At 36.6% G+C, this 14,958-nt stretch carries 7 protein-coding genes; all 7 read left to right on the top strand.

All coding sequences use genetic code 11. The features are described from left to right. Positions 1-2,567: T9SS type A sorting domain-containing protein (locus JEY82_RS18645; RefSeq protein ID WP_304088544.1), on the top strand; the 2,567-nt coding region annotated here is incomplete at its 5' end. A 336-nt stretch (positions 2,568-2,903) separates the two neighbouring features. Continuing rightward, positions 2,904-3,356 carry a lipocalin family protein gene (locus JEY82_RS18640; protein WP_304088541.1) on the top strand — a complete coding sequence of 151 codons (453 nt, stop codon included), beginning with the start codon at positions 2,904-2,906 and terminating at the stop codon, positions 3,354-3,356. Between the two features lie 2 nt (positions 3,357-3,358). Continuing rightward, on the top strand, positions 3,359-4,414 hold the full coding sequence (locus JEY82_RS18635) for a DAK2 domain-containing protein (RefSeq protein WP_304088538.1): 1,056 nt from the start codon (positions 3,359-3,361) through the stop codon (positions 4,412-4,414). After that, positions 4,377-5,135, top strand: a complete 759-nt coding sequence (locus JEY82_RS18630; RefSeq protein ID WP_304088536.1) for a DegV family protein — start codon at positions 4,377-4,379, stop codon at positions 5,133-5,135. Before JEY82_RS18635 ends, JEY82_RS18630 begins: the two co-directional genes overlap by 38 nt. Positions 5,136-5,335: 200 nt before the next feature. After that, positions 5,336-6,127, top strand: a complete 792-nt coding sequence (locus JEY82_RS18625) for a DUF1295 domain-containing protein (RefSeq protein WP_304088534.1) — start codon at positions 5,336-5,338, stop codon at positions 6,125-6,127. A gap of 361 nt (positions 6,128-6,488) precedes the next feature. Further along, a complete protein-coding gene (locus JEY82_RS18620) occupies positions 6,489-6,842 on the top strand; it encodes a hypothetical protein (RefSeq protein WP_304088531.1) in 354 nt (117 codons plus the stop codon). A 14-nt stretch (positions 6,843-6,856) separates the two neighbouring features. Continuing rightward, positions 6,857-14,958: chitobiase/beta-hexosaminidase C-terminal domain-containing protein (locus JEY82_RS18615; protein WP_304088529.1), on the top strand; the 8,102-nt coding region annotated here is incomplete at its 3' end.

Raw genomic sequence — 14,958 nt, 5'->3', positions numbered from 1 at the left:
CTGTAACTTTAACTGGTAGTGGCTTTGTAATGCCTGCCGGTAATCATCACGATGACCCAATAGTGCTTACATTAGCAGATGAAATTATCGAAACAGGTTCCACAACAATATATGACACTTATTATCCTTTCTGTTCATCCCAGTCTGTAGTTTATCAATTAACACTAGCTACAACAAAGTTGATGAGTATCTCTTTAGAAGGAACAACTTGGGATACTAAACTCTATGTTTTTAATTCATATCAACAAATTGATCAAGCCACTTCCGCTGATGATGCTTGGTATTATAATGATGATGAAACTAGTGCCGGAACAGGAGGAGCTAAATCAAAAAGTAGAGCTACTTGGTCTGAGATGTTAGAAACTCTCTCTCCTGCAGGAGATTATTTTATAGTAATTTCTGGCTACTCATCAACTCATCATGGTGCTTATACTATGACCATTAATACTGCAGATTATCCGGTCCCAGGTGCAGCTACCTCTCCATCACCGGCAGATGATGCTGTAGATCAAGCAACAGCTCTAACTTTGGAATGGACTAATCCTGCTTATACTGAAACAATTGATTTATACTTTGGTACTCCGGGTAGCAAATCATTAGCTAAAGTTCTTGATAATGTTGCAGCCGTTGAAGAGTATGAAGTTACAGATTTAGATCCAGATACTGAATATAATTGGTATGTGGTATGTCGAAACACTTCAGGTTCAACTCCACCAGAAAACATAGTAACCTGGTCTTTTACTACTATTGGTAATCCACCTCTAGGAACAAGCTATACTTCTCCTGCTGATGCTTCTACAGACAGACCACTCAGTGGCAATTTATATTGGTCAGCTGCTACCAATGCAAGTGGTTACAAGGTATTTCTCTCAGAAGATAATACCTTTACCGGCCATACTCATGTAAGTCAACCTGGAACAACTTATGCTTATTCCGGACTTGATTATGAGACAACATATTACTGGAAAATAGTACCTTATAATGTGGTAGGAGATGCTAGTGAAGGTATAGATGTTTGGTCATTTACAACTATTCCAGACCCAACTATTGCTATGCCGGTTTCTTTAGATTTTGAAGGAACTACTGAAAATCCTGCAGCAATTACTTTAGAAAACTGTACTATTGGCACCCATCATGGAAGTGAAAGTAATATCCTTTACAAGAATGTATGGAATTCATCTTCAGACGGATATGTTCAATTCCAATCAATGAACAACATAACAGAAAATTCAGTAATCAATTTTGATTATCGGATTGTTAACTATAATTCTCCATGGGGAGCAACTACATTACTTGCAGATCATGACTATTTTGTCGCTAAAGTATCTACTGATAACGGAGTAAATTTCACTGCTATTGACCAAATTAATAGTTTAAATCATACTTCTACACAAGATATGACAAACTATACTATCGACATCGGAGCTTATGCAGGACAAACTGCTATCTTCAGATTCGAAATGGACTGGGCTGGTTCAGGTGATTATTACTTTGATTTAGACAACATCTTCTTTGGTAATGCTCCTCAAGTAACAGTTAATCCCGGTGATGGTTCTCCAACAGATCCAATCGTCTTAGGGGATGAAAATGTTGAGTTAGAGTTCACAGCTCCAAATCCTGCAGGATTCTCACTTCAAATCTTTATGATCCCATCATTACCATCAAATGATAATGGTCTTCCAGCTACAATGGATTCTTTCTTACCACGTACTTGGAGAATTATCTCTTCGGTTGGTAACCCTGGAAGCTACATTATCACCTTTGATTTAGCAGGATTAGGGATAACTAACTATGGTTTAGTAAGATTCTTTAAGAGAGCAAATGGTGCTGCAGCTTGGGAAGATGTGATTAATTTAGGCGGATCTTTAAGTTGGAATGGAAGTAAGGTAACAATATCCGGTTTGGATACTTTCTCTGAATTTGTCCCTGGTATTGATGAAACTCTTCCTGTAACCTTGGCTTCTTTTAATGCTGTGCAGACAACTAACAAGTTTGCTCAGATTAACTGGGTAACTGCTTCAGAAAATGGTGTTTTAGGTTATAATCTTTTCAGAGCTGAAAATGATAATCAAGACCAAGCTATGAGAGTTACCGGAACAATGATAGAAGCACTTAACTCAACTACCGGCGGAAGTTACTCTTTTATTGATGATGAAGTTGAAATGAATACAACTTATTATTACTGGTTACAAACTAATGATTTCGATGGAACTTCAGAGATGTTTGGTCCAGTAACAGTAAAAATCTCAGATCAAGAAGATCATGATATAGAAGAGATTTTGTTAGGAACTCAGTTATTTAGCAACTATCCAAATCCATTTAACCCATCAACTACTATCTCTTTCTCTGTTGCTGAACCACAAGTTGTAACTATAGATGTTTATAATGTTAAGGGTCAGTTAGTGCAAAGAGTCTTTAATAGCAAAGTTGATACACCAAATATTAAGCAAAATGTAGTGTGGAATGGTAAAGATGCAGATGGACGAAATGTTGCATCAGGTATCTATTTCACTATTATGAAAGCAGGAAACAAGACCTTTAGTAACAAAGCAATCTTGCTCAAATAATACTGGGACCGCTTGCATCTTGCAGGCATCTTCTTAGATAATAACATGAAAGCCTCGCAATTGCGGGGCTTTCTTATTCCATAAAGACCTACTGCACCATTCGGGTTAAACCCAAATAATGCAGTAGATCTTTGAGAATAGCACTATATTCTTTTGCAAAAGTAACTTCCATAATTCTCAGGAATATATATATTATATGCCTTCAAATTCTGTAAGTTATTTTGCTAAAAGAATCTGCACTTTTCTCTAAAGCTCTACTGCACCATTCGGGTTAAAAAATCAACTATTGTCTCACCGGGATTATTAGTTATATTATTTCAAAGTATGGGGGTATAAATGAAAACTATTGAATATTTAGATGTAGATAGATTTATGGGCGATTGGTATATAATTGCAATTATTCCCAATCTTATAGAGAAAGATGCTTATAATGGAATAGAGTCATATAGTCGTGGAAAAGGGAATAAGATAAATATCACATATACCTTTTATAATCGCAAGAATGGAAAAAAGCGGGTCATGCATCCCAAGGGGGAGATATATGATACTGCTACAAAGGCAGAATGGCGGGTGCAATTTATTTGGCCATTAAAGTTTCCATATCTGCTGGTAGATATAGCTCCAGATTATCGTTACGCAACTGTCGGGGTTCCCAACAAAAAGTATGTTTGGATTATGAGCAGAAACTCTCAAATGACAGAAGAAGATTATCAGAGAGCTCTTAAGAAGTTATCTGACTTAGGTTATGATATAGAAAAAATCAGAAAAATGGACCAGGTATGGGAGTAAGAATGGCGAAAATTAGTTATTTAGATGGAATAAGATTCTATAATGCCTTTGCTGCCGGAGGATATTCCTTGATTCAGCAAAAAGCCTATTTAAATGAGATAAATGTATTTCCTGTTGCAGATGCAGATACCGGGACAAACTTAGTTTCTACTATTAATTCTATCTTGAATAAATCACATAAAAAACGCTCTTTAAGAGATACTATAAAATCAATGTCAGATTCTGCCCTAATGGGAGCAAGAGGAAATTCAGGGATTATATTTGCTCAGTTTTTGGTAGGATTAAGCAAAGAGTTAGGTGATCATTGTTGCATCACGATGGACAAATTTGCAGAAGGTGCTAATAAAGCTATGACCCATGTCTATGATTCAATCACTGAGCCGGTAGAAGGGACTATTCTAACAGTGATGAGAGTGTGGTCGGAGGCAATCAAAAAGTACTCTTTAGCTTCAGCGGATTACTGTAATGTTCTCACTTTAGCCTATTCTGTAACACAAGAAGCTCTTGAAAATACTCCAAATCAGTTAGAAATCCTCAAAGAAGCAGGGGTTGTTGATGCCGGAGCTCAAGGCTTTGTAAGTTTCCTGGCAGGAGTTATGAAGTTTATTCAAGAGGGTTCCATCAAGAATATTCAATGGAAAGCAACAGATATTTCACAAGATAAGATAATCTCCAACCATGCTGATTTAGAGACAAATTATCGTTACTGTACCGAAGCAGTGATTTCGGACAGTAAGATTGATGTATCTGAGTTCAAAAGAAGATTCAGAACTTATGGGGATTCACTAATTATCGCAGGAAGTAAAGAAAAAATGCATCTTCATATCCACACTGATAGTCCAGATAAATTCTTCTATGAAGTGAAAGACCTGGCAACTATCAAAGATATAAAAGTTGATGATATGTATATGCAATATCAGGTGAGTCATAACAGAAGATATCCTATTGGGATCATCACTGATTCTGCTTGTGACCTCCCTGATGAGATAATAGAGAAATACCAGATTCAACAGATATCTTTTGGGATTAACTTCGGAGATTATTTTTTATTTAGATAAGAAGACTTTATCAGCAGCCAACTTCTATAATTTATTAGAGGAGGATAAAAACCACCCTGTAAGTTCTCAGCCAAGTCCTTCGACAATAGATACTATGTATGAGATGATGAGTAGTAATTACAAATCTACCTTTGCTTTACACCTCTCTAAAGAACTTTCCGGATTTTATGCTTCAGCTGAGATCATAGCTAAGAAATATGCAAATATTGATATTATCAACAGTAAACATCTTTCCGGAAGTCAAGGTTTGCTAGTTTTAAGATTAGCAGAAGAGATTGAAAAGGGAACTACAGAGTCTGACTTAAGAGTCATGATCCCTCAATGGATTGCTAAGACTAAGATATTAACTGATATAGACACTTTGAAGTATTTTGTGAGGGGTGGAAGAATTAGCACCTTAAAAGGATTGGCTGCTCAACTCTTAAACCTTAAACCCATAATATCTGTTGATAAAAATGGCAAAGGAATAGCCCTAGGTAAATCTTACAGTAGAAAACAAAATATGAAACAAATCATTAAAATGATTACAGATTTTGCAGGTAATAAGCCTGTATGGAACTATGCTATTGTTCATGCTAAAGCAGATGAAAGAGCAAATCAATACGCTGATAAATTAAAGCAGGTTTTCGAGAAAGAGCCAGCCTTTATCGTGAATATATCTCCTGTTATTGGAGTTCATAATGGTATTGGTTCAGTGGCTGTATGTCTAATGTTGAAGTGATTTTTAGGATTAAGATAATAAACCCAAATAATGCAGTAGACCTTTGCGAATAGCACTATCTTCTTTTGCAAAAGTAAGCTACATAATTTTCAGGAATATATATATTATATGCCTTCAAATTCTGCAACTTATTTTGCTAAAAGAATCTAGCACTCTTCATCAAAGTTCTACTGCATCATTCGGGATAAAAGGAGCAGGAGATGTTTGATATTATTCTAGGAAGTGCAAGTCTAGTTTTAGGATATTTTACTTTATTGTATATTATTGCCTTAATCAAGAAAGATAATTCAATTGTTGATATTGCATGGGGTATGGGCTTTGTTTTAGTGGGTTTATACTCTCTTTGGTTGAGTCCTGAGATGAATTGGAGATTAATCTTGGTAGTTGGATTGATAAGTATGTGGGGATTACGACTTTCAACATATATTTTATTAAGAAACAAAGGGAAAAAAGAGGACTTTCGTTATGCTAAATGGCGACAAGATTGGGGTAAATATTGGGTAATAAGAAGCTTTATTCAAGTATTCTTAATTCAAGCTTTCTTTTTATTAACTATTGCCTACCCGATTTTAATGCTATCTCAAAGCACTTTTGTTAGATTTTCTTGCTTAGATTATTTGGGTCTGACAATTTGGCTTATTGGTTTCTATTTCCAAGCAGTAGGAGACAGTCAGAAATCAACCTTCAAAAATAACCCGGCTAATAAGGGAAAAATTATGCAAAGTGGTTTATGGAAATATACTCGACACCCAAATTACTTTGGTGAATCAACTATGTGGTGGGGTATTTTTATCATCACTTTGAATATTGAACATGGATTATATGCTATATTTAGTCCCATGATTATAACATTTCTCTTACTCTTTGTTTCCGGAATACCTTTATTGGAAAAGAAGTATGATGGGAATCCTGAATTTCAAGATTATAAAGAGTCTACAATTGCTTTCATCCCCTGGTTTCCTAAACAGAATAACAGAGCTCAGTATCATTAGGGTTAAATAAATCTATCCACGAAATTACACGAAGAAGATTTTCGCTTGTCGCGAAAAGACGGGGAGACGGGGAGAAAGGGAGACGGGGAGAATTTTTCACCAAGCCATCTTTCTGTCGGAAGGTGGACATTCTGTCCGCTACACGAAAAAAGAAGAATAGCTTTCACACGAGTTAACTCGATTTGAAATAATTTGTATCATTTTCGCACACTTAACAATTTTTGTATTATTTTCGCACACCATACAAAACTTTACTTTATTCTCTTAAATACCATTATATAAATACTTTACTCTCAAAAAATCCCAAATGGCTCACTATGTGCTTTATATAAGGAAAATTAAAGAAACAGAGGATTGAGAGATGAAAAAGATATTACTTTTAGGGAGAGAGAGTAGATTGAGAGATGAGATAGAGAGTTATCTTATTACAAACAATTATGATAGTATAGCTATTCTCCCAAAAGATATAGATTTTTCTCATGATCTAAGTGAAGTTTATTCTCATTGTATAATCATTCACGAATTCCCTGTTTTTCGCAACTTTGAAACATTGGAGAGAATAATGAAATTACACCCTTGTAAGATGATAATCATCACCTCTGATTACTCTTTGAAATTTAAGCAAGAGATTACTAAATGTGGAAATGCAGATGTAATCTATCGACCTTTTTTACCTGAGCAATTAATTGCCCATTTAACTCAAGACAAACACTAAGATTGGGAGGAAAAATGCGAAAATCAAGTTTGTTAGTCGTTTTTTTGATGTTAATGAGTCTTGTAAATGCTGTACAGTCCGCACCTGAAACATTTACCTATGGATATCAGTCAAGCTGGGAAACTTATGAAAATCAGATTATTCTAAATTGGGAATATAATGCCCCAGAGAATTTTGAAATTGAAGAATATGAATTAAATCGGAATGATTGGTCTTCACCTCAAATAGTTGAGAATATGGGATGGGGATTTTATGAAGACAGTGATATCACTATCGGAGATGAATATACCTATTCTTTAAGAGTTTTTCTTACTTCTACTATCGATGCAAGTAGTGATTCAACAGATTATGCCTATCTTACAGCAGATACAGATGAAATATCTGATTTACTAGACCCGCCAAGTAATCTGTCTTTAGCTTCTACTTTTGATTGGGAAAACAACAAAATCCCGCTAATCTACTGGGACTATACACCTCCTGAAGGTTATTCAGTAGAGTCTTTCTATATTCAAAGAGACGATGAAGAATTCCCTCAAATGGTGCATCTTTATGAAGCTCCTTGGTATTATGAAGATTATAATACTGAGGAAGGACAGACTTATTCATATACTGTGAAAGCAATGATTGCAAACCACGATATTATGTATAATGTAATGACTGAGGAATCAGCCACTTTTGAGGTTGTTACAAGTGATTTACCTCTAGCAAATATTACTTATAGTGGCTGGGCTCCAGGGGAATATAATAGTTTACCACCTATTGAGCTTAGTACTATTGAAGCCGGTGTGGATATATATTACACTCTTGATGGCAGTGAACCTACTACAGCAAGTAGTCTCTATACAGGTCCGGTAACAATCCCTTGGGGTGATCAAGTAACACTTAAAGCAAGAGGATTTAAGTTAGGCGAGACTCCATCAGGCATTCTTAGTTTAACATATACCTTAACAGGAGTGGTTACATCATTAAACCCATTAGACGAAGCTACTAATGTCAATCCTGATTATCTTATTTTCTCATGGGATTCTATGGAATCAGTATCAGGTTATTATCTTACTATTGGATCAACTTCTGGTAGTAATGATATTTTGGATAATTTATATTTTGATGAAAACAGCGATGGCTATAGCCAAAGTTCTTCCATTAGGTATATACCGGAGCTTAGTTTAGAAAGAGGAATAGAATATTTCTGGACTTTGACAACTGAGCAAGAAGGAACTGGGATTACTGTCGATAACCCTGAGTATTCATTTACAACTTCAGGAAGTACTACAATAAATACTTTCCCTTATCAAGAAGGTTTTGAAGCTACAAGCCTCGGTTTATTACCGGACAGTTGGACTGATATTAATCTTGGTTATAATTATGACTGGGGAGTAAACAATTGGAATGCCCATTCTGGAAATAATAGTATGCAAATGTATCTTAATGGACAAGATGATTGGTTGTTTTCAGCTCCTATCGAGATGAGCCAGGGAAAACAATATGAGATAAATTTCCAAGCAAAAAGCAATCAATATACTACTCATTCTTGGTATCTTGTTTCAAATACCGGATTACCAAGTGAAGATAATATTTCTATTGTTGCAGCATTCCCTGATTTTTATGCTAATACGAGTTATAGCAATGTTTCTGCAATTTATGAATCTTATGAAGATCAAACTCTATTTTTAGCATTTAAACCAATTTCTACATCCTATACTTACATCTTCATAGATGATTTAACCATTTCTCAAAGTTATCTTCCTATTGAGGCTCCAAGTGTCAGTTTCATAGAGTCAGAATGGCAAGATAATCCATTCACTCTAGAGTTAACTCACTCAAGAGAAAATACTCAAATATTCTATTATTTAGCCTCTGAGGATGAAGAACCTTATGATTTTGCTTCTAATTTCAATGGTGATAAAATCCTTTATTCTCTTCCTGTAGAATTAACAAGTGAAGGGGAAAACAAGTTATACGTTCAAGCTCTAAATGCTGAATGGGATCCATCAGCAATCGAAGAGTATGACTTGCTAATCAAACCTATATTAGCAGCACCTCTCTTCTCTCTACCCGGAGGAACATATAATGAAGTTCTATCAGTAGAATTAATCTCTGAAATAGAAGATGCTTCTATATATTACACTCTGGACGAAAGTGATCCTGTAACAAGTCCTACTCGCCTTCTCTATACTGAAGGAAGTCCTATTGAAATAGCTCTAATGCAGACTGTTACTATAAAGGCTTACAGTGAAAAAGAGAATTATATGAATTCTCAAGTGGTTACTGCTACATACTCTACTTTGCCTAAATTAGATGTAGTCAGCTTCTCACCAGAAGCAGGAAGCTTCACTTCAGCACAGAACATAACTCTTACAAATGAAGAGGGAACATCCATCTATTATACTTTAGGAGAAGAAGAACCTACTAATACTTCCACTCTTTATACAGAGCCAATCATCTTAGCTGAACATTCTGTAACAACCATCAAAGCTATTGCTTGTAAAGACGGATATGAAGAGAGTGATGTTGCTGAAGCCACTTATACTATTACAGGTCAGGTTGCTACTCCTGTAACAAGTCTTGAGCCCGGCATCTACACTTCTCCTATCGAAATTACTCTTAGCACCCCAACAGGAGATAGTGAGATTCGCTATACCTTGGATAACACTGATCCAACTGAAGCAAGTATGCTGTATGATGGTTCTCCTATCTTAGTTGATAACTTCTCTTCTTTAACTATAAAAGCTATAGCTATTAGAGAGAACTGGGCTAATTCAGAAGTTATGGAAGCAAGTTATGAGGTAACAGGTCAATTATCTGAAGTTGTTTTCAGTCATGATTCAGGAGATTATGAAGGAAGTCTAAGTCTAACTTTATCAGTAGCTGATTATCCTACTGCATCTATTTATTATACTACTAACAATACAGCTCCTACAAGTGAAAGTAATCTTTATGAAGGTCAGATAGTCTTAAATTCACCTTCAGAAGTTACTATCCAAGCAATAGCAGTATTAGAGAATTATCTTGATTCTGAAGCTGTAATAAATACTTACCAAGTAAGAAACAAAGTAGTTGCTCCTATCTTCAATTATCTTTCAGGTGTCTATACTGAAGCTATTGAAGTAGAAATCTCATGTGCTACAAGCAGTGCTGTAGTCTATTATGCTACAGACGGTTCTGATCCTGCTACAGGTCAAATATATTCAAGTCCGATTACCTTAGAGGAAGACAGTGAATATAGTTTTAGAGCCATTGCCATAAAGAGCGGATGGTATGATTCAGATGAAGCTTTGGCTGATTATGAGATAACTGGGACTGTTCCCAATCCACAGATTGACTTAGCTTCCGGCATTTACTATGAAGCTATTACAGTAACAGTAACCAATGAGATGGCTGAAGCTGTCATGTATTACACTTTGGATGGTTCAACACCTACTATTGCATCGGATTTATATGAAGCTCCTCTTGTTTTTAATCCCGGTGATGAAGTAACTCTTAGTGTAATAGCATTCAGGGAAGATTGGGCAGATTCAGACATGATTGTTAGAGAATATACTTTGCCTGATGAAACATATATTGGAAGTATGATGATGGCTTCTACTTCTTTAACAACTGATGAGAATCCTGAGTTCACTTATACTATTTTAACTAACGTAACCACAGGAACAATAAATTCAGTAATTACTATTTTGGATGAAGATGAAATTGAAGTAACATCTGATACTAATGAAGATATGATATTTAGTGGAATTACAAACAGTTTTACCAGAGAAGTAAGCTCTCCTTCCAGAGGATTTGCAGAAGGTAATTACTACTATCGCTTAGATTTAGTTAATGCTGAGGGTGATACTTTGGATACTTATGCTCCAACTTCAACATTCATAGTGGGAACTCCTTTCTATATTCTGGACGGCGATACTGATCATGATTTTGGTTTAGTGTCTGCGGGATCAGAAAACTCTTATTCTTTCACTATAAACAGTACAGGAAGTCTTGCTTTAGAGCTTGAAGTTACAGAACCCGATACTCCATTCAGTGTTGGTTTTGTCCCAACTGTTTTGGCAACAGGTTTCTCAAGTGAGATAAATATATCTTTCAATCCTGAATCTTACGGTTCCTATAGTGATGACATGATTATATCCACTAATGCCGGTGATATTACCTGTTCTTTCAGTGGGGAAGCCGTAATGGGACAGTATCGTGATAATGTTTCAAGTCTTTCAGCCACTGTTGATTATGGTGTAACAACTGAAAAAACATTTAAAATCTATAATGATTCTCCTGTCGCTGATTTGAACATTGAACTTGTTGAAGCTGAAGCTTGGATAAGCCTTGACAGTGAAAGTGCTGTCTTAACAGCAGGAGATTCTTTAATCGTTACCGTAACTTTAGGACAAGCTGCTTTATCAGGAGGAACATATTCAGCTAATCTAACTATAAATACAGATGACCTAAACAATTCTGAAGTTACTATTCCCATAACCTTAACCGTAAACGGTGCTTCCATTGCTGTTTCTGCTAATCCTATAGTAGTCATAACAGGCGTGGGAGTTGATGTTGATTACAAGTTCTCTATTACTAATCAAGGTCCTGAACCTCTTAATTATAATCTGACAGATGGTGCTGATTGGCTACTTGCTGATGATGCCAATGGTATTATTGCCATCAATTCAGCAGAACCAAACGAACTTCATTTCGATGGAGATATAGCATTGGGAACATATACAACTGAAATTACTATTCAATCAAATGACTCAAACACTCCTGAATTAGTTATTCCGGTAACTTTTATTGTTCAGGATGCTATCTTTGGTTATCTTCCCGCGGATGGTCAGCTTGATTTTGGTAATGTCGCTATAGGGAGCAGTAAGACTATGGAAATTACTCTTAAGAATACAGGTAATATCCCTCTTACGGTTAACTCATTAATATCAGTTGATCCTGCCTTCACTCTTAATCCTCAAGTGGAAGACCTTGAATTAGCAGGTGGAGAAGAGGAAATTATAGAAGTAATCTTTACACCGATTGCCACTATTTTCTATAACAACATAGATTTAGAAGTAACTTATGATGATGTAAATACTGTAAACTTTGCTCTTTTTGGTAGAGGAGAAGACCCAAATCCTGCCTTTAGTATAGATTGGGATGATAATCTTCATGACTTTGGTAATGTCGAGCTTGCTTCTACAGAAACTGCTAACTTAAAGGTCTTCAACACAGGTAATGTTGAGCTTCATTTTGCTGATTTTGACTTTGAGGATGCAGGCATAACTTCTCTTGATGATGAAGATTTTACTCTTGATGTCGGCAAGGATTACACTATTGAAGTTTCCTTCACTCCTGATGCTATTGGTGAATATGCTCTTGATATAACTCTTAACACTGTCGAATTGGCTACTCAAACAGCCACTGTAACAGCTTTTGTCTTTAATAATTCTAATACCTCAACCCTTACTTATCCTCTTGCTGACCCTTATTTGGCAAGCCTTGGCGTAAATCCTGCCACAGCTTTAGCAGGAACAAACTTCGAGTTCAGGGTTCTTTATACAGATATAGATAATCAAGCTCCTGCAGACGGTTATCCTCTTTTCTGGCTTGACTTAAATCATGATGGAGATGTTTTTGATGAGAATGAGCTTGTAATAGAGATGGATGAAATCGACCCTGCTGATGTAACTTATACTGACGGCAAGTCTTATAATTGCTTTGTGGAAGTTCCTTTTGGATATAACCCTTATTACAGATTTAGTGGTTATGATGCAGGCTTTAAGGCTTCTGAAGGTCAAGCAACCTTGTGGAAGGCAGGTCCTGTCGTGGTTGATGAAGGCTTGGATTTAGGACTCTATGCTTCTCATATTGAATTTGATAATTATCATCCTGAAATTGGTGAGGAAGTTCAAGTTACTGCTCATATCCAGAACTGGGGTGATATGTCTGCTGAAGATGTTCCTGTTACCTTCTTGCTTGATGAAGTGGTTTTTGATATTCAGGTAATAGACTTCATTGCAGGAAATTCTTTCGTTACTTTAGAAACTTCTGTTATTCCTCTTGATGAAGGCTTTATTCCTGTAAAGGTTCATGTAAATCGCAACAATGCCAATATTGCTTTGGTAGAGGATAATCAGCTTAACAACTTTGCTTCAAGACCTCTTGTTGTCGGTGATGTAGTAGTGCCTGGTTCTATTGATGTAACTGCCACTGCTTCACCTGGTGTTTTGTATGAGAATTCAGGACAGAACTTTACGGTCTATGGTTCTGCCAATTATGTTGATGTGCTTGACCCTAATCTTGATGTATCAGGTTCATTTGTCAGAATCACAATCAGAGAAACAGGGCAGGTCTATACAACTCATACTAATTCTTGGGGAAATTACTCTTATACTATGAGAGCTCCAAACACAGTCGGACTCTATAATATCGATGTTTATGTAACAGACTATACTCTCGAAGGACAAGAGTCAACAAGCCTTAATATTATTCCTCGTCCTGAAAGATATGATTTAAGGATTCAAGTCTCTACTCTTCATTCCCAATTCCCACGCGTAAATCCTCCAACCAATGACAACTTTGATATTTTCGTAACTGTTTCTAATATCGGAACTCTTGCTATTGAAGAAGATATTACTGTTAATTTGAATGAAGGAATAGTCGGAATGGGTGGAGCAAACTTGCAGAATTGGCTTATTGCAGGCGGATTAGCTGTCGGTGCTTCCGAATCCTATGAATTTGAGCATCCAGGAGTAGCAGTCGAAGGTTGGTATTACTTCCATGGCGAGGCTCTTCATGCTGATATGGCTTCTGAAGATTATACCAATAACAACTATGACAACCATAATAAGTTCATCTATCCTGCCCTTCCTGACTTGTCTCCTATCAATATCTACTATACAGGACTTCCTGCCTATCGTAATCATGGTGTTGTCGGCAGACCATTTACAGGAAACACTACTATCAAGAACCTGCTTGTAACTCCATCAGATGCCACTACTGCCACTGTGGAATACAAAGGAAATGCAACAGGCAATGTCTGGGCTCCTTTCTCGGTGATTGATGTTCCTGCCCTTTCTGCCTTCGAATATGCTTATCTTGACTTTGATGCAGATATTCTTATTCCTGTAGGACAAGCAGGTTGGTATGAATTTAGGGTTACTGTTGACCCTCCTCTTCCTGGAATTATTGTTGAAGATGATGAAACTAATAATGTCAGAACTTCCTCTATTGAAGTTAAGAACCCTGATTGGGACTTCTCTATTCGCTATAAATCACTGGAGATTTCCAACTATAATCCTAATTTCGGAGTGGGACAAGTGAACTTCACTGCTGATATAGAAAATACAGGAACCGACTCTGCGGAGAATGTCCAAGTCAAGTTCGAATATGCTCCTTATAATAATGGTGCTGTTACAGGAGCTTGGCAACAGATTGGTGATTTAGTGGTTATTCCTGCTATTGGCTCTAATGATATTGTCTCTGATGTAACAAGTGATGCTTGGCTGGTGCCTGATTCTGATGGCTACTTACTTAGAGTTACTGTTGACCCTAATGATGACTTTGCTGAATATAACGAGCTTAATAATGACAGAGACAGATGGTTGGGCTACGACTTCTATCCTTGGGCTCACAGTGATTATTATTCAACAGTTGTCGGTCAATCTGCTTCTGTGGGGCGTATGGTTTCCAGCAGAGCATCTTGGCAAGCTGATGATGTCCGTGTTGTTTTCTATGATTGGTTCCCTAATGAGCCATTCGCTGTCGGAGCTGTTCCTGTCCAAATCGATGCCGACCAAATCGTCAATATTCCCGGCAATGAAGGAACAACTGTAGCAAGAGCAACACAGGTCTGGAATCAAGTAGGAACTCACAAAATAACTTGTCATGTTGATATTACTCAAGGCGAGAATATGGCAGGAAAGCTTAATCCTAATCCTGGTCATGCAGACCACTTCTTAGGCGATTATGACAACGAAATCTATGAATCTAATAATGTCGATTCCTTTATAATGGTTGTCTATGAACAGCTTCCTGATTTAGTAGCTTGGAGTGAATACATCAACCCTGAAATCCTTAATCCTGATGAAAATGAATCTATTACTATTCAATCTTCCTTTGAGAATCATGGTTCAGGTGATGT

Source organism: Maridesulfovibrio ferrireducens (assembly GCF_016342405.1).
In the GTDB taxonomy this organism is placed as follows: domain Bacteria; phylum Desulfobacterota; class Desulfovibrionia; order Desulfovibrionales; family Desulfovibrionaceae; genus Maridesulfovibrio; species Maridesulfovibrio ferrireducens_A.
This window is presented reverse-complemented; position numbering and strand designations above follow the sequence as displayed.